General features: G+C 60.8%; 24 protein-coding genes and 1 pseudogene. All 25 read left to right on the top strand.

Going from position 1 to position 22,509, the window contains the following annotated elements; translation table 11 throughout:
- Positions 1-249: 249 nt before the first annotated feature.
- The 25 genes and pseudogenes from ACRESH_RS05225 (at position 250) to fliR (ending at position 22,508) form a co-directional block, all read left to right on the top strand.
- The gene (locus ACRESH_RS05225; RefSeq protein ID WP_431740960.1) at positions 250-1,098 is read left to right on the top strand and encodes a flagellin domain-containing protein; all 849 of its coding nucleotides are present in this window, start codon (positions 250-252) and stop codon (positions 1,096-1,098) included.
- Between the two features lie 72 nt (positions 1,099-1,170).
- Positions 1,171-1,527 carry a flagellar protein FlaG gene (locus ACRESH_RS05220; protein ID WP_431740959.1) on the top strand — a complete coding sequence of 119 codons (357 nt, stop codon included), beginning with the start codon at positions 1,171-1,173 and terminating at the stop codon, positions 1,525-1,527.
- A 68-nt stretch (positions 1,528-1,595) separates the two neighbouring features.
- Positions 1,596-2,984, top strand: a complete 1,389-nt coding sequence (gene fliD / locus ACRESH_RS05215; protein WP_431740958.1) for a flagellar filament capping protein FliD — start codon at positions 1,596-1,598, stop codon at positions 2,982-2,984.
- Between the two features lie 132 nt (positions 2,985-3,116).
- Positions 3,117-3,512 (top strand): flagellar export chaperone FliS, encoded by a 396-nt coding sequence (fliS, locus tag ACRESH_RS05210; protein WP_431740957.1) that lies wholly within the window; start codon positions 3,117-3,119, stop codon positions 3,510-3,512.
- A gap of 9 nt (positions 3,513-3,521) precedes the next feature.
- Positions 3,522-3,818 carry a flagellar protein FliT gene (locus ACRESH_RS05205; RefSeq protein ID WP_431740956.1) on the top strand — a complete coding sequence of 99 codons (297 nt, stop codon included), beginning with the start codon at positions 3,522-3,524 and terminating at the stop codon, positions 3,816-3,818.
- Positions 3,819-3,988: 170 nt separating this feature from the next.
- Entirely contained in the window at positions 3,989-5,464 is a 1,476-nt protein-coding gene (gene fleQ, locus ACRESH_RS05200) for a transcriptional regulator FleQ (RefSeq protein ID WP_431740955.1), read from the top strand.
- Positions 5,465-5,668: 204 nt separating this feature from the next.
- Entirely contained in the window at positions 5,669-6,865 is a 1,197-nt protein-coding gene (locus ACRESH_RS05195; protein WP_431740954.1) for a sensor histidine kinase, read from the top strand.
- The gene (locus ACRESH_RS05190) at positions 6,862-8,241 is read left to right on the top strand and encodes a sigma-54-dependent transcriptional regulator (RefSeq protein WP_431740953.1); all 1,380 of its coding nucleotides are present in this window, start codon (positions 6,862-6,864) and stop codon (positions 8,239-8,241) included. The genes ACRESH_RS05195 and ACRESH_RS05190 overlap by 4 nt, the downstream gene beginning before the upstream one ends.
- Positions 8,242-8,361: 120 nt before the next feature.
- On the top strand, positions 8,362-8,688 hold the full coding sequence (gene fliE, locus ACRESH_RS05185; protein ID WP_431740952.1) for a flagellar hook-basal body complex protein FliE: 327 nt from the start codon (positions 8,362-8,364) through the stop codon (positions 8,686-8,688).
- Positions 8,689-8,703: 15 nt separating this feature from the next.
- The gene (fliF, locus tag ACRESH_RS05180; protein WP_431740951.1) at positions 8,704-10,485 is read left to right on the top strand and encodes a flagellar basal-body MS-ring/collar protein FliF; all 1,782 of its coding nucleotides are present in this window, start codon (positions 8,704-8,706) and stop codon (positions 10,483-10,485) included.
- Positions 10,478-11,497: a flagellar motor switch protein FliG gene (fliG, locus tag ACRESH_RS05175; protein ID WP_431740950.1), complete on the top strand. Its 1,020-nt coding sequence runs from the start codon at positions 10,478-10,480 to the stop codon at positions 11,495-11,497. The genes fliF and fliG overlap by 8 nt, the downstream gene beginning before the upstream one ends.
- A gap of 73 nt (positions 11,498-11,570) precedes the next feature.
- Complete coding sequence (fliH, locus tag ACRESH_RS05170) at positions 11,571-12,332, top strand: flagellar assembly protein FliH (RefSeq protein ID WP_431740949.1); 762 nt, start codon at positions 11,571-11,573, stop codon at positions 12,330-12,332.
- Positions 12,322-13,689: a flagellar protein export ATPase FliI gene (gene fliI, locus ACRESH_RS05165; RefSeq protein WP_431740948.1), complete on the top strand. Its 1,368-nt coding sequence runs from the start codon at positions 12,322-12,324 to the stop codon at positions 13,687-13,689. The genes fliH and fliI overlap by 11 nt, the downstream gene beginning before the upstream one ends.
- A 6-nt stretch (positions 13,690-13,695) precedes the next feature.
- On the top strand, positions 13,696-14,148 hold the full coding sequence (fliJ, locus tag ACRESH_RS05160) for a flagellar export protein FliJ (RefSeq protein ID WP_431740947.1): 453 nt from the start codon (positions 13,696-13,698) through the stop codon (positions 14,146-14,148).
- A gap of 93 nt (positions 14,149-14,241) precedes the next feature.
- On the top strand, positions 14,242-14,544 hold the full coding sequence (locus tag ACRESH_RS05155; RefSeq protein ID WP_431740946.1) for an STAS domain-containing protein: 303 nt from the start codon (positions 14,242-14,244) through the stop codon (positions 14,542-14,544).
- An 8-nt stretch (positions 14,545-14,552) separates the two neighbouring features.
- A pseudogene (locus ACRESH_RS05150) lies at positions 14,553-16,254 on the top strand (ATP-binding SpoIIE family protein phosphatase).
- Between the two features lie 25 nt (positions 16,255-16,279).
- A complete protein-coding gene (locus ACRESH_RS05145) occupies positions 16,280-16,627 on the top strand; it encodes an Hpt domain-containing protein (protein WP_431740945.1) in 348 nt (115 codons plus the stop codon).
- Between the two features lie 82 nt (positions 16,628-16,709).
- Complete coding sequence (locus ACRESH_RS05140) at positions 16,710-18,035, top strand: flagellar hook-length control protein FliK (protein WP_431740944.1); 1,326 nt, start codon at positions 16,710-16,712, stop codon at positions 18,033-18,035.
- Positions 18,036-18,233: 198 nt separating this feature from the next.
- Positions 18,234-18,731, top strand: coding sequence for a flagellar basal body-associated protein FliL (fliL, locus tag ACRESH_RS05135; protein WP_431740943.1), 498 nt, complete (start codon positions 18,234-18,236; stop codon positions 18,729-18,731).
- Positions 18,732-18,740: 9 nt separating this feature from the next.
- Positions 18,741-19,709: a flagellar motor switch protein FliM gene (gene fliM / locus ACRESH_RS05130; RefSeq protein ID WP_431740942.1), complete on the top strand. Its 969-nt coding sequence runs from the start codon at positions 18,741-18,743 to the stop codon at positions 19,707-19,709.
- Between the two features lie 48 nt (positions 19,710-19,757).
- Entirely contained in the window at positions 19,758-20,228 is a 471-nt protein-coding gene (gene fliN, locus ACRESH_RS05125) for a flagellar motor switch protein FliN (protein WP_431740941.1), read from the top strand.
- 48 nt (positions 20,229-20,276) lie between these two features.
- Positions 20,277-20,681 (top strand): flagellar biosynthetic protein FliO, encoded by a 405-nt coding sequence (gene fliO, locus ACRESH_RS05120; RefSeq protein WP_431741006.1) that lies wholly within the window; start codon positions 20,277-20,279, stop codon positions 20,679-20,681.
- Positions 20,681-21,433 (top strand): flagellar type III secretion system pore protein FliP, encoded by a 753-nt coding sequence (gene fliP / locus ACRESH_RS05115; protein ID WP_431740940.1) that lies wholly within the window; start codon positions 20,681-20,683, stop codon positions 21,431-21,433. The genes fliO and fliP overlap by 1 nt, the downstream gene beginning before the upstream one ends.
- A gap of 21 nt (positions 21,434-21,454) precedes the next feature.
- Positions 21,455-21,724 (top strand): flagellar biosynthesis protein FliQ, encoded by a 270-nt coding sequence (fliQ, locus tag ACRESH_RS05110; RefSeq protein ID WP_431740939.1) that lies wholly within the window; start codon positions 21,455-21,457, stop codon positions 21,722-21,724.
- A gap of 7 nt (positions 21,725-21,731) precedes the next feature.
- Positions 21,732-22,508 (top strand): flagellar biosynthetic protein FliR, encoded by a 777-nt coding sequence (gene fliR, locus ACRESH_RS05105; protein WP_431740938.1) that lies wholly within the window; start codon positions 21,732-21,734, stop codon positions 22,506-22,508.
- The last annotated feature ends 1 nt before the right edge of the window (position 22,509 follow it).

Below are 22,509 nucleotides of genomic sequence, written 5' to 3'. Positions count from 1 at the left end.
TGCTTTCTATATAAAGCGCTGTCGGGTGATCTCGCAGCGCTTTTTTTTTCTGTCTGCTGTTTGCTATGTGCTACTTATTTGGCGTCAAAGCCTTGATTTTGTTGGGGTGGCAGGGTGCCAGTAAAAATTTTCGAAAAAGCCCTAAAGCAACCGCGCCAGACGACGATAACTATTACGAAGGTTCTCTAGGCCACACCCGGCGGATGCCAGGGCCGGAAGCCGCAGTATCCCAAACACGAGGAATTCGTCATGGCATTAACCGTTAACACCAACACTACTTCCCTGGGCGTGCAGAAGAACCTGAACCGTGCTTCCGATGCGCTGAGCACCTCGATGTCCCGTCTGTCTTCCGGCCTGAAAATCAACAGCGCCAAAGACGACGCAGCCGGCCTGCAGATCGCTACCCGTATGACTTCGCAGATCCGCGGTCAGACCATGGCGATCAAAAACGCCAACGACGGTATCTCGATCGCCCAGACCGCTGAAGGCGCGATGCAAGAGCAGACCAACATTCTGCAGCGTATGCGTGAACTGGCTGTTCAGTCGCGAAACGACTCCAACAGCTCGAACGACCGTGACGCGCTGAACAAAGAGTTCCAGTCGATGGCTTCGGAACTGACCCGTATCGCCAACAGCACCCAGCTGAACGGCAAGAACCTGCTCGACGGTTCGGCCAGCACCATGACCTTCCAGGTCGGTTCCAACACCGGTGGCGCCAACCAGATCACCATCGACCTGACCGCCAAGTTCACCGCCAGCGACCTGGGTGTTACCAGCTCCATCAGCATCACCGGTGCCACCACCTCCGATGCCGAAGCTACCTTCAGCGCTGCCGTTTCCGCTATCGACACCGCTCTGCAGAAGATCAACACCAGCCGTGCTGACCTCGGTGCTGCACAAAACCGTCTGACCAGCACCATCAACAACCTGCAGAACATCAACGAAAACGCCGAAGCTGCTCGTGGCCGCGTACAGGACACCGACTTCGCTGCTGAAACTGCCCAGCTGACTAAGCAGCAGACTCTGCAACAAGCGTCGACTTCGGTACTGGCCCAGGCCAACCAGCTGCCATCCGCCGTTCTGAAGCTGCTTCAGTAATCGACTGATGGTTGCCGGCGGGGGAGGGCATTGGTTGCGCTCCCCCGCCTTTTGCATTGCGAGGTGGTAGGCATGGATATGAGCGTCAAGCTGAACTTGTCTTATCCGGCCGTGCGTCCGGCCGAACAGGCCACCGACAAGCCGGCGACCCAGGTAGTCCAGGCAGCTAATGAAGCCCAGGCGCCTACCCGGGACAATGTGTCCGAAACTGAAAAAGTGAAGTCCGCGGTCAAGGAGATCGAGAAATTTATCGCCTCGAACCGCCGCAATCTCGAATTTTCCACGGACGAAGAGTCCGGCAGAATTGTCGTCAAAGTGATCGCCAGTGAAACCGGTGAGCTGGTTCGTCAGATTCCCTCGGAAGAGGCGCTACGAATCGCCCATAGCCTGAGCGACGTGAACAGCCTGCTGTTCGACGCCAAGGTCTGATACCTTAAGATTCAAATGTTCGCTAGAGTCATTGGCTAGGGAGCAATGCAACGGAGAGGGAGTTACTCATGGCAAGCCCAATTACAGCGAGCATCGGCACCGGCTCTGGCATGGACATCGGCGCTGTGGTCAAGGTGCTGGTCGAATCTGACACGTCTGCCAAGGCTTCTCAGATCAAGCGCCAGACCGCCAACAACACGGCGATGATCTCCGGCGTTGCTTCGCTCAAGGGCGCATTGGCGAATTACCAGTCCGCCTTGAAGAAGCTCAACGACAAGGACGCGCCATCGTTTCTCGCCTTCGCTGCAACCAGTGGCAACGAAAAGGTGGTGACTGCAACGGCGAACAATTCCGCCGTGGCCGGTACTTACCAGGTCGAGGTGCTCAAGCTCGCGACCTCCTCCCGGGTGGGCAGTCAGGTGTTCACTGGGGCTGATGCACCTATTTCTGCCGGTACCCTGGCGATCACCCAGGGCGGCAAAACCTACAATGTCGAAGTGGGCGCCAACGCCACTCTGCAGTCGGTGCGCGACAGTATCAACAGCAGCCTGAGCAAGGATGGCATCACCGCCAACATCGTCAATGACGGCAGTGGTTCGCGCCTGGTGTTCGGTTCGACTACCACTGGTGCGGGTTCGGACATTTCCGTCGGCGGTATCCCCGAGCTGACCATCAGCAGCGGTGTGGCCATGGCCGGCAATGCGGCGGGCCGCATCGGCGAGCTGGCCATCGATGCCCAGGTCAAGATTGACGGCATGACGGTTACCAGCAAGTCCAACAAGCTGGACAAGACCATCAGCGGCCTGACCCTGGAGCTCAAGGGCGAAGGTGACAAGTCGACGGTCACGGTCGGGCTCAACAGCGATGGCCTGAAGAAGGATGTGCAGTCCTTTGTCGATGCCTACAATACCTTGGTCAAGACGGTCGCAAACCTGACGTCGACCAGCAAGGATGCTGATGGCAATACGGTGCTGGGGCCGCTGACTGGCGATCCGACCACGCGTTCGCTGTTGGCCTCGTTGCGCTCCGAACTGGCGGTTGCCCAGTCCGGCGGCGGCCTGACTTCCCTGAGCCAGCTGGGTATCAACACTGCCAAAGACGGTACCCTTGAGTTCAACGACACCAAGTTCAAGGCGGCGTTGAATGACAAAAAGCTGGGCAGTGAAGTACAGAAGCTATTCACCAGTGAAGAGGGCGTGATCGCGCGCATGAACAAGGCCACCGAGCCTTTTCTGCAAATTGGCGGGGCGCTCGACAAACGCAACGATGCGCTCAACCGCTCGCAGCGCCAGCTGGCTTCGCAGCAGCAAGCCTTGGACTTTCGCATCGAAAGCCTGACCACCTCGCTGACCAAGAAGTACATTGCCATGGATGTCGCGGTCGGTAAGCTCAAGGCTCAGGCTGCCAACATCTCTTCGTTGTTCAGTGCCCTGGAAGCGCAGAAGAAGAACTCCTGATTCTTAGTGCTCGGCAAAAGCCCGGTGACACCTCACAGGTGTCCCGGGCTTTTGCCTTGATGGCTAAAGTTTTTTGACGCGCAGGCGATACAAGCGGTATACGAAACCTATTTAGTTGTGACGAGGTAGAACATGAATCCTATGTTGGCCCTTCGCCAGTACCAGAAAGTCAATGGCGTGGCGCAGACCTCCGAGGCGAGCCCGCATCGTCTGGTGCAAATGCTGATGCAGGGTGGCCTTGACCGTATTGCCCAGGCCAAAGGCGCCATGGCACGCAATGACATCGCCCAGCGCGGCATCCTGATCGGCAAGGCCATCGGTATCGTCGGTGGTCTGCGCGAAGGCCTGGATCTGGAAAACCATGCCGACTCGCTGGCCGAACTGGATAACTTGTATTCCTACATGAGCAAGCGCCTGGTCGAAGCCAACGTGCAGAACGACCCGGAGATCCTCAACGAGGTGGCGCGGTTGCTGATTACCGTCAAGGAAGGCTGGGACGCCATCGGCGATCAATCCGCCGAGGTCTAGGAGGTTGTGATGAGTGTCGTGCTCGAACGTATCGAACAAACCCGTGAAGCCTTGCTGGGTGCCCTGGCCAGTCGCGACTGGGAGGCGATCAGCGAGCTCGACGTCAGCTGTCGGTTGTGCGTCGATGATGTGCTGGCCGAAGCATCGGTCAACGAACAGGTGTTGCGTAGCAGTCTGGAGGAGTTGCTCGGGGTTTACCGGCAACTAATTGAGGTTGCAAGTGACGAGCGTCAAACAATAGTCGATGAGATGACGCAGATCCGGCAAGCCAAAAACGCGGCAAAGGTATACCATTTGTTCAGCTGAAACTGGGCAAAACCAGAAACAGAGCGCCATAAATTTGACTCTGCGCGGTTTTTTGACTTAACTAGTAGCTGTTTTCAAATTTCAGACGTCCGAACACTGACCGTTCAGTCGGAATGATGTCGAGCTTGCCCTCAATAGGGCGCCGAGATGACTAGGGAAGTTGCTATTGCATGTGGCGTGAAACCAAAATTCTGCTGATCGATGACGATAGCGTCCGCCGCCGCGACTTGGCGGTGGTGTTGAATTTTCTTGGCGAAGAAAATCTGACCTGCTCAAGCCATGACTGGCAGCAGGTGGTTGAGTCGTTGTCATCCAGTCGTGAAGTACTCTGTGTCCTGATCGGGACCGTGAACGCTCCGGCAAATCTGATGGGCTTGCTTAAGACAGTGGCTGCGTGGGATGAGTTCCTTCCGGTTCTGCTTTTAGGTGAAGTTTCTTCTGCTGAGCTTCCGGAAGAACTGCGCCGTCGCATTCTTTCCAGTCTTGAGATGCCGCCGAGCTACAGCAAGCTGCTCGATTCGCTGCACCGTGCCCAGGTCTATCGCGAGATGTACGACCAGGCCCGCGAGCGGGGCCGCCAGCGTGAGCCGAACCTGTTTCGCAGCCTGGTGGGCACCAGTCGCGCCATCCAGCATGTGCGGCAGATGATGCAGCAAGTGGCGGATACCGATGCCAGCGTGTTGATCCTCGGCGAGTCGGGTACCGGCAAGGAAGTGGTTGCGCGTAACCTGCATTACCACTCCAAACGCCGTGAGGCGCCTTTCGTGCCGGTCAATTGTGGTGCGATCCCGGCCGAGCTGCTGGAAAGCGAACTGTTCGGTCACGAGAAGGGGGCCTTTACCGGCGCCATCACCAGTCGTGCCGGGCGCTTCGAGCTGGCCAACGGCGGTACCCTGTTCCTCGACGAGATCGGCGACATGCCGCTGCCGATGCAGGTCAAGCTGCTGCGCGTGCTGCAGGAGCGGACTTTCGAGCGGGTTGGCAGCAACAAGACCCAGGGTATCGATGTGCGCATCATCGCCGCGACCCACAAGAACCTCGAAAACATGATCGAAGCGGGCACCTTTCGCGAAGACCTGTACTACCGCCTCAACGTTTTCCCCATCGAGATGGCCCCGCTGCGAGAGCGCGTCGAGGACATCCCGCTGCTGATGAACGAGCTGATTTCGCGCATGGAGCACGAAAAGCGTGGCTCGATCCGCTTCAACTCGGCGGCGATCATGTCCCTGTGCCGCCACGGCTGGCCGGGCAACGTCCGCGAGCTGGCCAACCTGGTCGAGCGTATGGCGATCATGCATCCCTACGGTGTTATTGGCGTGTCGGAGCTGCCGAAGAAATTCCGCTACGTCGATGATGAAGACGAGCATCTGGTCGACAGCCTGCGCTCGGACCTGGAAGAGCGTGTGGCAATCAACGGTAGCTCCCCGGGCTTCGCCACCCACGCCATGCTGCCGCCTGAAGGCCTGGATCTCAAGGACTACCTTGGCGGCCTGGAGCAGGGTTTGATCCAGCAGGCGCTGGATGATGCCAATGGTATCGTGGCGCGTGCCGCCGAGCGCTTGCGCATCCGTCGCACGACCTTGGTGGAAAAGATGCGCAAGTACGGCATGAGCCGTCGTGATGGAGATGAGCAGGCGGAGGATTGACGCCTGTCTTGCCATGGTAGAGAGCAAGGATGCTCCGTCATGGCTGATATCCCTACCTTTCAAAGGGCTGTAGCGCCCGTCTCATCGGCCTTTGCTGCTCTGTTTCGTTCCGTATGACACAAGGTCTCAGGCTATCCGGCACGGCTATTGCTATATCGCAGGCAACATACCGTTTTATGACGGTCAGTCACGCGAGAGAGCACGATGCCCCAGGCCGCCCCCATCTCCTGTGTCCCCAATTCGAAGGGGCAGAACGCCGCCGAGCAGGAAAGCCGCCTAGGCCTGTTCGACCAGGTGTCCAGTCAGTTGAGTGAGTCCTATAACCTGCTCGAGGCCCGGGTCACTGAACTCAAGGGCGAGCTGGCGGTGGTCAGTGCCCAGCGCATGGCCGAGCTGGCCGAGAAGGAGCGCCTGGCCAACCGCCTGCAGAACCTGCTTGACCTGCTGCCGGGCGGGGTCATCGTCATCGATGGCCTGGGGCGTGTGCGCGAGGCCAATCCTGCTGCCTGCGATTTGCTCGGGGCGCCGCTGGTGGGCGAACTATGGCGTCAGGTGATCGCGCGCAGTTTCGCCCCGCGCGAGGACGACGGCCACGAGGTGTCGCTGCGCGATGGCCGGCTCCTGTCGATTGCCACTCGCTCGCTGGATGCCGAGCCCGGGCAGTTGGTGCTGCTCAATGACCTGACCGAAACCCGTCACTTGCAGGGGGAGTTGGCGCGCCATGAGCGTTTGTCGTCCCTGGGCCGGATGGTCGCCTCCCTGGCTCATCAGATTCGCACGCCCTTGTCGGCTGCCTTGCTTTACGCCAGCCACCTGGCCGAGCAGAGCCTGCCGCTGGAGACCCAGCAGCGCTTCGCCGGCAGTCTCAAGGAGCGCCTGCATGAGCTGGAGCATCAGGTGCGTGACATGCTGGTGTTCGCCCGCGGCGAGCTGCCGTTGACCGATCGGGTGACGCCCAAGGCGCTGTTTCAGTCGCTGCAGCAGGCAGCTCAGGCCCACGTTCAGGGGCAGGCGGTGCGCTGGCAGTGCGACAGTCATCTCGGGGAGTTGCTGTGCAATCGCGACACCTTGGTCGGCGCCTTGCTCAATCTGCTTGAAAATGCCCTGCAGGCCAGCAGCACGCCTGCACGCCTGAAGGTCCACCTGTACCGCCGTGGGCAGATGCTGCGCCTGTGTGTCAGTGACGCCGGCGCGGGGATCGACAGCGCTTTGCTGGCGCGTCTGGGGGAGCCGTTCCTCACCACCAAAGCCACCGGTACCGGCCTCGGCCTGGCGGTGGTCAAGGCGGTGGCGCGGGCGCATCAGGGCACCTTGCAGATACGTTCACGGCCGGGGCGTGGCACGTGCGCGTTGGTGACGCTGCCGTTGATTGATGCGCTGAAAATGGAGAATGAGCAATGAAGGCAATCAAGGTGCTGCTGGTCGAGGACGATCGGGCACTGCGTCAGGCCTTGGCGGATACCCTGGAACTGGGTGGTTTTGATTATTGCGCCGTCGGCTCGGCCGAAGAGGCGCTGGAGGTTGTGGCGGCAGGAGCCTTCAATCTGGTGGTCAGCGACGTCAATATGCCGGGTATGGATGGGCATCAGTTGCTGGCCCTGTTGCGCGCTCGTCAGGCGCATTTGCCGGTCTTGCTGATGACTGCCCATGCTGCTGTCGAGCGCGCGGTCGAAGCCATGCGCCAGGGGGCGGTGGACTATCTGGTCAAGCCATTCGAGCCGCGGGCGTTGCTTGAGCTGGTGGCGCGTCATGCCCTCGGGGTGGTCGCGGGTGGTGCGGATGAAGGCCCTGTTGCTTGCGAACCTGTCAGTGCGCAATTGCTGGAGCTGGCCGCGCGCGTGGCGCGTAGCGACTCCACGGTGTTGATCTCCGGCGAGTCGGGTACTGGCAAGGAAGTCCTGGCGCGGTTTATCCATCAGCAATCAACCCGTGCCAGCCAGCCGTTCGTGGCGATCAACTGCGCCGCGATCCCGGACAACATGCTCGAAGCGACCCTGTTCGGTCACGAGAAGGGCTCTTTCACCGGTGCCATTGCCGCCCAGGCCGGCAAGTTCGAGCAGGCCGACGGCGGCACCTTGCTGCTCGACGAGATCTCGGAAATGCCCTTGGGGCTGCAAGCCAAGTTGCTGCGTGTCTTGCAGGAGCGGGAAGTGGAGCGGGTCGGTGGGCGCAAGCCGATTGCCCTGGATATCCGTGTGGTGGCGACCACCAACCGTGATCTGGCGGGCGAAGTGGCGGCGGGGCGTTTTCGTGAAGACCTGTTCTATCGCCTGTCGGTGTTCCCCTTGGCGTGGCGACCGCTGCGCGAACGCAGCGCCGATATTCTGCCGCTGGCCGAGCGCTTGCTGGCGCGGCACGTCAATAAAATGAAACATGCGCCGGTGCGCCTGTCGCCTGAGGCCAGGACCTGCCTGCAGGGTTACGCCTGGCCGGGCAACGTGCGTGAGCTGGATAACGCCTTGCAGCGAGCGCTGATCCTTCAGCAGGGTGGGGTGATCGAAGCGGCGGATTTTTGTCTGGCCGGTGCCATGCCGATGTTCACTGCAGCCCCGGCACAAGTGCCATCGGTTCAGCCTGTGGTCGAAGCAGTGGGCGGTCTGGGTGATGACGTGCGCCGCCACGAGTTCCAGATGATCATCGACACCCTGCGTTCCGAGCGCGGGCGCCGCAAGGAGGCGGCTGAGCGCCTGGGCATCAGCCCACGGACCCTGCGCTACAAGCTGGCGCAGATGCGTGATGCCGGGATGGACGTCGAAGCCAGCCTGTACGCCAGTTGAAGGGTGTGAATACTCGCTTTTTTGTTTGGCTTGTACGCAGAGCTGGCACTTTTGTTGCTATGTCCTGCCTATCCGCTGCGTGAGTGTCAAAAAAATGCGGGCCGTCGGAGAGAGAAGTCCATGAGCCAAGGTGTTGAATTTAATCGATTGATGTTGGACATGCGGGCCATGCAAATGGACGCCATGTCGATGCCCAAAGCGGCAGCCGCGCCTGAGCTCGGTTCGAGCAATTTTGCCGACATGCTGGGCCAGGCCATCAACAAGGTCAGCGACACCCAGCAGGCCTCCACACAGCTGGCCAATGCCTTCGAAATCGGCAAGAGCGGCGTGGATCTGACCGACGTGATGATCGCCTCGCAGAAAGCCTCGGTATCGTTTCAAGCCTTGACCCAGGTGCGTAACAAGGTGGTCCAGGCCTATCAAGACATCATGCAGATGCCGGTATAAGGGCGAGATTGAGTCATGGCCGAAGCAGTCGTCGATAACGTGCCCGCCAAAAGCAGCGCATCAGCGCCCAAGCCGCCGTTGTTCGGTATGTCGTTCCTGGAAAACATCTCGCAGATGCCCATGCTGCGCCAGGTGGGTCTGTTGGTGGGGCTTGCCGCGAGTGTGGCGATCGGCTTTGCCGTGGTGCTCTGGTCGCAGCAACCGGACTACCGGCCGCTGTACGGTAGCCTGGCCGGCATGGATACCAAACAGGTCATGGATACTTTGGCCGCTGCTGACATTCCCTACAACGTCGAGCCCAACTCGGGCGCCTTGCTGGTCAAGGCCGACGACCTTTCCCGTGCCCGCCTGAAGCTGGCCGCTGCCGGTGTGGCGCCGAGCGATGGCAATGTCGGCTTCGAGATTCTCGACAAGGAACAAGGCCTGGGTACCAGTCAGTTCATGGAGGCCACCCGTTATCGTCGTGGCCTTGAAGGCGAACTGGCGCGGACCGTTTCCAGCCTGAACAACGTCAAGGCCGCGCGCGTGCACCTGGCGATTCCGAAGAGTTCGGTGTTCGTGCGTGACGAGCGGCGGCCGAGTGCTTCGGTGCTGGTCGAGCTGTATCCGGGGCGTGCACTGGAAGCCGGTCAGGTGATGGCCATTGTCAACCTGGTGGCAACCAGTGTGCCGGAATTGGACAAGTCTCAGGTCACTGTGGTAGACCAGAAGGGCAACCTGCTGTCCGAGCAGATCAACAACTCTGAACTGACCATGGCCGGCAAACAGTTCGACTACAGCCGCCGCATGGAAGGCATGCTCACCCAGCGCGTGCACAACATCCTGCAGCCGGTGCTGGGCAACGACCGCTACAAGGCCGAGGTGTCGGCCGATGTCGATTTCAGTGCTGTCGAATCCACTTCCGAGCAGTTCAACCCCGATCAGCCGGCGCTGCGTAGCGAGCAGTCGGTCAATGAACAGCGTTCCAGCAGCATGGGTCCTCAAGGCGTGCCGGGTGCTTTGAGCAACCAGCCGCCTGGCCCTGCTTCTGCGCCGCAAACCACCGGTGGCGCACAGCCTGCTACTGCGGCGATCCAGCCAGGTCAGCCGCTGCTCGATGCCAATGGTCAGCAGATCATGGACCCGGCCACTGGCCAGCCGATGCTTGCGCCTTATCCTGCGGACAAGCGCCTGCAGTCGACCAAGAACTTCGAGCTGGATCGCTCCATCAGCCATACCCGCCAGCAGCAGGGTCGTCTGAACCGGCTGTCGGTCGCGGTAGTGGTCGACGACCAGGTCAAGATCGATCCGGCCACCGGTGACAGCACCCGTGCGCCCTGGGGTGCTGAAGACCTGGCGCGCTTCACTCGCCTGGTACAGGATGCGGTGGGCTTCGACGCCAGTCGTGGCGACAGCGTCAGCGTGATCAACGTGCCGTTCGCCGCCGACCGCGGTGAGGTGATCGCCGAGATTCCGTTCTACTCGCAGCCCTGGTTCTGGGACATCATCAAACAGGTCATGGGTGTGCTGTTCATCCTGGTGCTGGTGTTCGGTGTTCTGCGCCCGGTACTCAACAACATCACCGGCAATGGCAAGCAAGGCGCCGGTGCCGATGGCGACATGGAGCTGGGCGGTATGCTCGGTCTGGATGGCGAATTGGCCAACGACCGCGTGAGCCTGGGTGGTCCGCAAAGCATTCTGCTGCCGAGCCCGAGCGAGGGCTACGATGCACAGCTCAATGCAATCAAGAGCCTGGTGGCCGAAGACCCGGGTCGTGTGGCCCAGGTCGTGAAAGAGTGGATCAACGCCGATGAGTGATAACCGAGCCCTTACCGCGAAACTGACCCGGGTCGACAAGGCTGCGATCCTGCTTTTGTCCCTGGGTGAAACCGATGCCGCCCAAGTGCTGCGGCACATGGGGCCCAAGGAAGTGCAGCGGGTTGGCGTGGCCATGGCGCAGATGGGCAATGTCCACCGCGAACAGGTCGAGCAGGTGATGAGCGAGTTTGTCGAAATCGTCGGCGATCAGACCAGCCTGGGTGTCGGCTCCGACGGCTACATCCGCAAGATGCTTACCCAGGCCCTGGGCGAAGACAAGGCCAACGGCCTGATCGACCGCATCCTGCTCGGTGGCAACACCAGTGGCCTGGACAGCCTCAAGTGGATGGAGCCGCGTGCCGTGGCTGACGTCATCCGCTACGAGCACCCGCAGATCCAGGCGATTGTGGTGGCCTACCTGGATCCCGACCAGGCCGGTGAAGTGCTGGGTAACTTCGACCACAAGGTGCGCCTGGACATCATTCTGCGCGTCTCGTCGCTCAATACCGTGCAGCCGGCGGCGCTCAAGGAACTCAACCAGATCCTCGAGAAGCAGTTCTCCGGCAACTCCAATGCTGCACGCACCACCCTGGGTGGTATCAAGCGTGCCGCCGACATCATGAACTTCCTCGACAGCTCCGTGGAAGGTCAGCTGATGGACGCGATCCGCGACATCGATGGCGAACTCTCCGAGCAGATCGAAGACCTGATGTTCGTCTTCAACAACCTCGCCGATGTCGACGATCGCGGTATCCAGGCACTGTTGCGCGAAGTCTCCTCCGACGTGCTGGTGGTTTCGCTCAAGGGTGCTGACGAGAAGGTCAAGGACAAGATCTTCAAGAATATGTCCAAGCGTGCCTCGGAACTGCTGCGCGACGACCTGGAGGCCAAGGGGCCGGTGCGGGTCAGCGATGTCGAGACGGCGCAAAAGGAAATCCTCACCATCGCCCGCCGCATGGCCGAAGCCGGAGAGATTGTGCTCGGTGGCAAAGGCGGCGAAGAGATGATCTAAAGCCGCTCCCACAGGATCAGTAAAACCTCTGTGGGAGCGGGCTTGTCCCGCGATTTTTTGAGTGCGTGCAATCATGTCGACCAACGAGCACCTGAGTGAGCTGATTCGCGCTAACAACGTCGAGGGCTTCGATCGCTGGGCGCTACCCAGTTTCGATCCTGAGCCGGAACCGGAGCCCGAACCCGAGCCTGAAGTGGTTCAGGAGGAAGTCGAGGAAGTACCGCTGGAAGAAGTCCAGCCGCTGACCCTCGAAGAGCTCGAAAGCATTCGTCAGGAGGCCTACAACGAAGGCTTTGCCACCGGTGAGCGCGAAGGCTTCCACAGCACCCAGCTCAAGGTCCGTCAGGAGGCCGAAGCAGCCCTGGCTGTCAAGTTGGCCAGCCTTGAGCAACTGATGGATAACCTGTTGGAGCCGATTGCCGAGCAGGACAGCCAGATCGAGAAAGCCCTGGTCACCCTAGTCGCGCATATGGCCCGTGAAGTCATCGGTCGCGAGCTGCGCAGTGATTCCAGGCAGATCGGCCAGGTGTTGCGCGAAGCCCTGAAACTGCTACCCATGGGTGCCGAGAATATCCGTATTCATATCAATCCGCAGGACTTCGAGCAGGCCAAGGCCTTGCGCGAGCGTCACGAAGAACGCTGGAAATTGCTTGAAGACGAGGCGCTGCTGGCGGGTGGTTGTCGCATCGAAACGGACCATAGCCGCATCGATGCGACTATGGAAACCCGTATCGAGAAGGCCCTGGCGCAACTGTTCGATCAATTGCACGACCAGGGTCTGCATCCTGCGGCGCCTGATTTGATGGTCGATCTGGGCGACGCCAATGCGCCTTGAACGCACCAGTTTCGCTAAGCGCCTGGGCACTTATGCCGACACCGTAAAGCTGCCTGCCCAACCCGTAGTCGAGGGTCGCCTGTTACGCATGGTCGGTTTGACCCTGGAGGCCGAAGGCCTGCGTGCCGCGATCGGTAGCCGCTGCGTGGTGATCAACGACGACAGCTACCATCCTGTACGGGTCGAGGCGGAAGTCATGGGCTTCGCTGGCAGCAAGGTGTTCCTCATGCCGGTCGGCAGTGTCGCCGGGATCGCGCCAGGTGCGCGGGTCGTACCGCTAGCCGACAATGGTCGCCTGCCCATGGGCATGAGCATGCTCGGTCGTGTTCTCGACGGTGCCGGGCGGGCGCTGGATGGCAAGGGCGGGATGAAGGCCGAAGACTGGGTGCCCATGGATGGTCCGACCATCAACCCGCTCAATCGAGACCCGATCAGCCAGCCGCTGGATGTCGGCATCCGCAGTATCAACGGCCTGTTGACCGTGGGTCGCGGCCAGCGCCTGGGCCTGTTCGCCGGTACCGGGGTGGGGAAGAGTGTGTTGCTGGGCATGATGACCCGCTTCACCGAGGCCGACATCATCGTGGTTGGCTTGATCGGCGAACGGGGACGTGAAGTCAAGGAGTTCATCGAGCACATTCTTGGCACCGAAGGCCTCAAGCGCTCGGTGGTCGTGGCATCGCCGGCTGACGATGCGCCGCTGATGCGCCTGCGCGCAGCCATGTATTGCACGCGTATTGCCGAGTACTTTCGCGACAAGGGCAAAAATGTCCTGTTGTTGATGGATTCGCTGACCCGTTTCGCCCAGGCCCAGCGGGAGATTGCCCTGGCCATCGGTGAGCCGCCAGCGACCAAGGGCTATCCGCCATCGGTGTTTGCCAAGCTGCCCAAGCTGGTGGAGCGTGCCGGTAATGGTGAGGCGGGCGGTGGCTCGATTACCGCGTTCTACACTGTGCTGTCCGAAGGCGACGATCAGCAGGATCCGATTGCCGACTCGGCGCGCGGTGTGCTCGACGGGCATATCGTGCTGTCCCGGCGCCTGGCTGAAGAAGGACACTACCCGGCTATTGATATCGAAGCGTCTATCAGTCGGGTCATGCCCCAGGTGGTCAGCCCTGAGCAGATGCGCGAGGCGCAGCAGTTCAAGCAGTTGTGGTCGCGGCTGTCGCAGAGTCGCGACCTGATCAGCGTCGGTGCCTACGTGGCCGGTGGTGATGCCGAGACTGATCTGGCTATCGCCCTGCAACCCAAGCTGGTGCATTTCCTGCGCCAGGGGCTGAACGACAATGTTGGCATGCAGCAGAGTCGCGAGCACCTGGCCAGCGTGTTCGCCCAGCCTAAGCCTGACGCGGGCGGCTGATAAGCCATGGCCCAGCCCAGTCGTGCGGCACGTCTGACACCGGTAGTGGAAATGGCCGAAAACGCCGAGCGTCAGGCAGCTCAGCGCCTCGGGCAGTTCCAGCAGCAGGTGAGCATGGCGCAGGTCAAGCTCGCCGAGCTCGAGCGCTTTCGTGAAGACTACCAACTGCAATGGATCGACCGCGGTGGGCAGGGGGTGTCCGGCAGTTGGCTGGTTAACTACCAGCGCTTTCTCGGGCAACTGGAGAGCGCCATGACTCAGCAGCGTCAGAGTCTGGCCTGGCACCAGAACAACCTCAACAACGCCCGCGGCACCTGGCAACAGGCCTATGCCCGGGTCGAAGGCCTGCGCAAGCTGGTCCAGCGTTATATCGACGAGGCGCGGATGATCGAAGACAAGCGCGAGCAGAAACTGCTCGACGAATTGTCCCAGCGCCTGCCGCGTCATGATCGCAATTGATGCAGACTTTGGTTGGGAAGGGTTGCCGCTAGGCGGTTGGAGTGCTAAACCTTCCTGATGTCTGCATTCGTCATTATCGAAGGAATCGCCTACATGGCAGTTGAATCCGTGTTATCCCAGGATGGGAAGCTGACGATCAAGGTCAAGGGACGTTTTGACTTTGGCAAGCATCAGGAGTTTCGCGAGGCGTATGAGCGCAAGCCCAAGAAGCCGGACTCGGTGGAGGTCGATCTCAAGGAGGCCACCTACCTCGATAGCTCGGCGCTAGGCATGCTGTTGATGCTGCGCGATCACGTAGGCGGTGACGACTCGGACATTCGGGTGGTCAACGCCAGCGCAGATGTGCGCAAGATTCTCGCCATCTCCAACTTCGACAAGCTGTTCGACATCAGTTGATCCAGGCCATGCCTGAATCTCGCTTGACCGTGCTCATCGCCGAAGATGGCGCGGCGGACCGTCTGTTGCTGGCGCGGATCGTCAGCAAGCAGGGCCACGCGGTGCTCACCGCTGAAAACGGCGAACAGGCGGTGGCGCTGTTTGTTCAGCGGCGTCCGCACCTGGTCCTGCTCGATGCGTTGATGCCGGTGATGGACGGTTTCGAGGCGGCGCGGCAAATCAAGGCGCTGGCTGGTGAGGCGCTGGTGCCGATCATCTTCCTGACTTCTCTGAGTGAGGAGCAAGCGCTGGTGAAGTGTCTGGAGGCGGGGGGGGGACGATTTTCTGGCAAAACCCTACCGTCCGGTGATCCTGGCCGCCAAGATCAAGGCCATGGATCGCCTGCGCCGCTTGCAGGCCACGGTGCTGGAGCAGCGTGACCAGATCGCCCGCCATCACCACCATCTGCTCAATGAGCAGCGGGTGGCCAAGGCGGTGTTCGACAAGGTGGCCCATGCCGGCTGCCTGAGCGCACCTAATATCCGCTACCTGCAATCGCCCTACGCGCTGTTCAACGGTGATCTGCTGCTCGCGGCTTTTACTCCGTCCGGGGATATGCATGTGCTGCTGGGCGACTTCACCGGACATGGCTTGCCGGCAGCCGTAGGGGCGATGCCGCTGGCCGAGGTTTTCTATGGGATGACGGCCAAGGGCTATGGCCTGGCGCAGATCCTGTGCGAGATGAACGCCAAGCTCAAGCGCATCCTGCCTGTGGATATGTTCTGCTGCGCCCTGTTGCTCAACCTGAGTTTCCAGCGGCGTATGGTCGAGGTCTGGAACGGTGGCATGCCGGATGGATATCTGCTGTCTGCTGACGGCGGTGATCCTTTGCCGTTGGTATCCCGACACTTGCCGCTGGGCGTACTGCTGCCGGAGCGGTTCGACGATTCGACCCAGGTATTGCCCCTGGCCTTGGGCGATCGCCTGTTCCTGCTGTCTGACGGGGTGGTCGACACCAGTGACGACAGCGACCAGTTGTTCGGGGTCGAACGGCTGCGCCGGGTGCTCAGCGCTAATCGCCAGCCGGAGCTTTTGTTCGAGGAGGTGCTGCAGGCGCTGGAGGCGTTTCATGGGCGCTGCCGTGATGATGTGAGTCTGCTGGAGATTCGTGTCGTCGAGCCAGATGCATTGTCGCCGCCTCCGGTGATCTATTCTGACAGTGGGCAATCCACGCCGCTGGACTGGTCGTTGCAGTTCGAGTTTCGTGCCGAAACACTCAAACGCTTCAATCCATTGCCGTATCTATTGCAATTGCTGCAGGAGATTCATGCTTTACGTGCCCAGAGCGGGGCGTTGCACGGCGTCTTGAGTGAGCTGTATTCCAATGCCCTGGAGCATGGGGTGTTGGGGCTTGATTCCGGGCTCAAGCGAGATGCTCACGGGTTCGGCGAATACTACCGCCAGCGCAACGAGCGCTTGCAGGCGCTTTGCAGCGGCTATATTCGCGTAGGGCTGCGAGTTGAACCGCAAGGCCTGGGTGGGCGTCTGATCATTGAGGTCGAAGATAGCGGCAAGGGCTTCAATGTGAGTAAAGTGCTTGCGCGTCCACTGTTCGAGCAAGGCTTGTGTGGGCGCGGACTGAACCTTGTACGCCGGCTGAGTCGGCGTGCCGAGTGGGCTGACGAGGGGCGCCGCGTATGCGTGGAGTTCGCTTGGGAGGCTCTGGCATAATCCAACTTGATCAAGGAGTGAGCAAGTGTCCGAAATTCATATCGATCGCGAGGTGCTCAGTGACTTGCAGGAGGTCATGGAAGATGGCTACCTGTACTTGCTGGATACCTTTCTTGATGACTCCGAAAAACGTCTTAGCCAGCTGCATGAAGCGAAGAGCGCCGATGAACTGGCGCATGCCGCGCACAGCTTCAAGGGCAGTAGCAGCAACATGGGCGCCGTAGCGTTGGCCGAGTTGTGCCGGCAGTTGGAAGACCGGGTCGCCCACGGGCCGCTGCAGGGGATCGAAGATCTGATCAATCAGATCGACCACGAGTACGCGATGGTGCGGCAGCTGTATGGCGACGAGCGCCAGCGCGTATCGATTGGCTGAAGGGCCGTCCTTGAACTTGGCGCGACTCTTGCAGAAATTTCGCTAATTAACCTTCAAGACCCTATGTCGCGGAGATTCCTACATGCCGGTCGCTTCCAATCCAATGCTGCAAGTCGGTGCCGCGACAAAACCTTCGCGCGCTGCCGCTGGCCAGCCGGACAAGCCGCTACAGGCGGCAAACCACAAGGCCTCGGGCTTTTCCAGTGTGTACGCGCAGCAGTCCCGACAACAGTCGTCGTCGACGGCCGCCGATGCCTTGAATCGCGACAAGAGTGTCCCAGCTCAGAAAGACGTTGCCGACGGCAAGGGCGCTGCCGCCGAGCAGCCGAAGCTTGCCGACAGCGGCAAGACCTTGCCTGAGGATCAGGACAGTACGCTTCCCGCTGGCAGTGAATCGGCAGATCCGACGCTACTCGATCCCAATCTGGTGGCCGGTCAGGTGACCGATGCGCAGCCTGGCGCCCAATTGATCCAGGCCCAGGCCGAAGCGGTGGCACCGGTGGTCCAGGCTGCGCAGTTGCAGGCCCAGGCCGCGCCGGCAGCTGCGCCCGCGCCAGAGCCTGAGTTCGATCCGCAGGCCGATCCACTGGCCGATCCACTGGCCGATCCACTGGCCGATCTGCCGGCCTTGCGCATGGCGCTGGAACAGAGCGCGCAGGCCCAGGGAACCACTTCGGCCCATGCTGCCAGCAAACCGACGACAGCGCAGTCTGAAGCGGCGCCAGCGCAGCCAGCCGTCAATACCCTGGCGGCACTGCTCGACAAGCCAGGGGCTGATGCCGAGCAGGGTGAGGCGGGCGAGAAAGCGTTTTCCGGTTTGCTCGATGATGGTCTCAAGGACCTCAAGAGTGCCTCCAGCGACACTCGGGTGGATAACTTTGCCGAGCGCCTGAGTGCCCTGACGCAGGCGGCCACGGCGAAAACCGCCAATACCGTGCCGGTGGCAGCGGCGCCTTTGCACCAACCGTTGGCCATGAACCAGGGTGGCTGGACTGAAGGCTTGGTCAACCGGGTGATGTACCTGTCCAGCCAGAGCCTCAAATCGGCGGACATCCAGTTGGAACCGGCAGAATTGGGCCGCCTCGATATCCGCGTCAACCTGGCGCCTGAGCAGCAGGCGCAGATCACCTTCACCAGTGGTCATGTCGGCGTGCGCGAAGCGCTGGAAAACCAGGTTCACCGCCTCAAGGAAATGTTCGCCCAGCAAGGGCTCGGACAGCCAGATGTCAATGTCGCTGATCAATCGCGTGGCCAGCAGCAACAGCAGGGCAATCCTGACTCGCCGCGTTTGAGCGGTGTGGCGGCGCGGCGCAATGCGGCGGGTGAAGAGGATGAGGTGATTGCGAATGCCTCGCCGGTCGAGCAGCAAACCGTGATCGGCTCCAGCGCGGTTGACTACTACGCCTGATCGACCACCCCTTGTAGGAGCGGATTCATCCGCGAAGGACTGCGTAGCAGTCCCATTTTTTTGGGCCGCTACGCGCCCCTTCGCGGATGAATCCGCTCCTACAGGTTAGTCTGCTTCAGCCTTTTGCCGGATCTGGCATAACACTTGCTCTCCCCACGCTATGTGACTGAATTCTCCGATGAATGACGGAATATTGGCATGGCGAAGAGCGACGCAGAGAAAGACCCCGCCGCTAAAGGCAAACTCAAGCTGATCCTGCTGCTGGTGCTGGCATTGCTGCTGGCCATAGGCTTGTCGGTAGGTGCCACCTGGTTCGTCCTGAACAAGTCTGCGGACAAGCCGGCGGCAGACCCGGCGCAGGTCGGCAACCTCAAGCCTGCGGCCATCTACGAGCCACTGGCGCCAGCCTTCGTGGTCAACTTCAACCAGAACGGTCGTCAGCGCTACATGCAGGTGAGCATCACCCTGCAGGGGCGCGATCAGGCAGCGCTGGATGCCTTGAAAGTGCACATGCCGGTGATTCGCAACAACCTGGTGATGCTGTTTTCCGGGCAGGGTTTCGACACCTTGGCAAGCCCTGTTGGCCAGGAGATGTTGCGGCAGAAGGCGACCGCCAGCATTCAGGAAGTCGCCCAGAAGGAAGTCGGCAAACCGGTCATCGACCAGTTGCTGTTCACCAATTTCGTATTGCAGTAGGAGCCACCGATGGCCGTGCAGGACCTGCTGTCCCAGGATGAAATCGATGCCCTGTTGCATGGTGTCGACGATGGGTTGGTACAAACCGAGAACAACGCCGAACCTGGCAGCGTCAAAAGCTATGACCTGACCAGCCAGGATCGCATCGTTCGCGGACGCATGCCGACCCTGGAAATGATCAACGAGCGGTTCGCCCGTTACACCCGTATCAGCATGTTCAACCTGTTGCGTCGCTCCGCTGACGTCGCGGTCGGCGGTGTGCAGGTGATGAAGTTCGGTGAGTACGTGCATTCGCTGTATGTGCCGACCAGTCTGAACCTGGTGAAGATCAAGCCGCTGCGCGGTACTTCCCTGTTCATTCTCGACGCCAAGCTGGTGTTCAAGCTGGTGGATAACTTCTTTGGTGGTGACGGTCGTCACGCCAAGATCGAAGGGCGTGAGTTCACCCCGACCGAACTGCGTGTAGTACGCATGGTGCTGGACCAGGCTTTCGTCGATCTCAAGGAAGCCTGGCAGGCGATCATGCCGGTCAACTTCGAGTACATCAACTCGGAGGTCAACCCGGCCATGGCCAACATTGTCGGGCCGAGTGAGGCGGTGGTGGTCTCGACGTTCCACATCGAGCTCGATGGTGGTGGCGGCGACCTGCACGTGACCATGCCGTACTCGATGATCGAGCCGGTGCGCGAAATGCTCGACGCCGGCTTCCAGTCCGACCTGGACGACCAGGACGAGCGCTGGATCAAGGCCCTGCGCGAAGATGTGCTGGATGTCAGCGTGCCGCTGAGCGCCACGGTTGCCCGGCGCCAGTTGAAGCTGCGCGACATCCTGCACATGCAGCCGGGTGATGTGATTCCGGTCGAGCTGCCTGATGAGCTGATCCTGCGGGCTAACGGCGTGCCGTCGTTCAAGGCCAAGCTGGGCTCGCACAAAGGCACCCTGGCCCTGCAGATTATCGATCCGATCGAGCGCCGCTAAGCGGCGCCGGTTGTTCCAACTCCGAATTGATTGCCCGTCGAGGACAAAATGGCTAACGAAAACGACATCACCTCTCCGGAGGAGCAAGCTCTGGCCGATGAGTGGGCGGCTGCCCTGGAAGAAACTGGCGACGCCGGCCAGGCCGACATTGACGCTTTGCTGGCGGCGGACGTCGGCAGCGGCGGGGCGTCCTCCAATCGCTTGCCCATGGAAGAGTTCGGCAGCTCGCCGCGCAGCAATGAGCCGGTGAGCCTGGACGGGCCGAACCTGGATGTGATCCTGGATATTCCGGTGAGCATCTCCATGGAAGTGGGCAGCACCGAGATCAACATCCGCAACCTGCTGCAGCTCAACCAGGGTTCGGTGATCGAGCTTGATCGTCTGGCCGGTGAGCCGCTTGATGTGCTGGTCAATGGCACGCTGATCGCCCACGGTGAAGTGGTGGTGGTCAACGAAAAGTTCGGCATTCGCCTGACGGACGTGATCAGTCCGAGCGAACGCATCAAGAAGCTGCGCTGAGTGAGTCGGCTCTTGCACCGCGGCCTGCTGTTGCTCGGCGCACTGTACATGGACGTGGCCTTGGCCACGGTGCAGCCGGCTGCCGCGGTGGTGACGCCAGGCAGTGGCGGCAGCGCCGTTGGCCAGCTGACTCAGTTGGTGCTGGGGCTGCTGCTGGTGCTGGGGCTGATCTTTTTCCTCGCCTGGTTGTTGCGCCGGGTACAGAACGCCGCGCCAGGCGCGAGTCAGGTCATCGAAATCCTCGGCAGTCGCACCTTGGGCCCCAGGGATCGCCTGTTGCTGATACAAGTCGGCAAGGAACAAATCCTTATCGGTCATTCGCCTGGCAGCATCGAGGCGCTGCACGTCCTGGCCGAGCCGGTCGAAGTGCCTGTCGGTGCGCGCCAGGCCACACCAGAATTCGCCCAGCGCCTGATGGAGCTGATGGGCAAGGATCAGAAGGGTAGGTCGTAATGGGCGCGTTGCGCATGATGTTGACGCTGCTGTTGCTGTTGGCAGCGCCGCTGGCCCTGGCCGCCGATCCGTTGTCGATCCCGGCCATCACCCTGTCCAGTGGCGCGGAAGGCCAGCAGGAGTATTCGGTCAGCCTGCAGATCCTGCTGATCATGACGGCGCTGAGTTTCATTCCGGCGTTCGTCATCCTGATGACCAGCTTTACCCGCATCATTATTGTCTTCTCGATCCTGCGCCAGGCGCTGGGTCTGCAGCAGACGCCGTCGAACCAGATTCTAACCGGCATGGCGCTGTTCCTGACCATGTTCATCATGGCGCCGGTGTTCGACCGGGTGAACAAGGACGCCCTGCAACCCTACCTGAATGAACAGATGGTGGCTCAGGACGCTATTGCCAAGGCGCAGGTGCCGCTCAAGGACTTCATGCTGGCCCAGACCCGTCAGAGTGACCTGGACCTGTTCATGCGCCTGTCCAAGCGCACCGACATCGCCAGCCCCGATCAGGCGCCGCTGACCATTCTGGTGCCTGCCTTCGTCACCTCGGAGCTGAAAACCGCCTTCCAGATCGGTTTCATGATCTTCATCCCCTTCCTGATCATCGACCTGGTGGTGGCCAGTGTGCTGATGGCCATGGGTATGATGATGCTTTCGCCACTGATCATCTCGTTGCCGTTCAAGATCATGCTGTTCGTGCTGGTCGATGGCTGGGCGCTGATCATGGGCACCCTGGCCGGCAGTTTCGGCGGCGTCTGACGCCTCAAGGAGAAGTACGCCATGACCCCTGAAGTTGCCGTCGACCTGTTTCGTGATGCGCTGTGGCTGACTACCCTGATGGTCGCCATCCTGGTGGTGCCGAGCCTGCTGGTGGGGTTGATGGTGGCGATGTTCCAGGCGGCCACGCAGATCAACGAACAGACCCTGAGCTTCCTGCCGCGCCTGTTGGTGATGCTGGTGACGCTGATCGTGGCTGGGCCGTGGCTGGTGCAGAAGTTCATGGAGTACATACTGTCGTTGTATGGCAGCATCCCGCAGCTGATCGGCTGATCTGTCCATGCTCGAGCTGACTGATGCGCAGATAGGTACGTGGGTGGCCAGTTTCATCCTGCCGCTGTTTCGCGTGACCGCGGTGCTGATGACCATGCCAGTGTTTGGCACCACCCTGTTGCCGGCGCGCATCCGTCTGTATTTCGCCCTGGCGATTACGGTGGTGATCGTGCCCGGGTTGCCACCTATGCCTGAGGTCAATGCGCTGGACCTCAGTGCACTGCTGCTGATCGCCGAGCAGATCGTCATCGGTGCCCTGCTCGGCCTGTCGCTACAGCTGTTTTTCCAGGTGTTCGTGATTGCCGGGCAGATTGTCGCGATCCAGATGGGTATGGCGTTCGCCTCCATGGTCGACCCGGCCAACGGCGTCAACGTCGCGGTGATTGGCCAGTTCCTGACCATGCTGGCGACCTTGTTGTTTCTGGCCATCAACGGTCATCTGGTGGTGTTTGAGGTGCTGACCGAGAGCTTCACGACGTTACCGGTGGGCAGTGGCTTGCTGGTCAATCATTTCTGGGATCTGGCCGGACGCCTGAGTTGGGTGTTGGGCGCGGCGCTGTTGCTGGTGCTGCCGGCCATCACTGCGTTGCTGGTGGTCAACATCGCCTTTGGCGTGATGACCCGCGCGGCGCCACAGCTGAACATCTTTTCTATCGGCTTTCCGCTGACGTTGGTGCTGGGGCTTGGCATCTTCTGGATCGGTCTGGCTGACATCCTTGCGCATTACCAGGCGCTGGCCTCCGAGGCCTTGCAATGGATGCGTGAACTGGCACGGGCGCGCTGAG

The sequence above is a fragment of the Pseudomonas sp. genome, assembly GCF_050739775.1.
Lineage (GTDB): Bacteria > Pseudomonadota > Gammaproteobacteria > Pseudomonadales > Pseudomonadaceae > Aquipseudomonas.
This window is presented reverse-complemented; position numbering and strand designations above follow the sequence as displayed.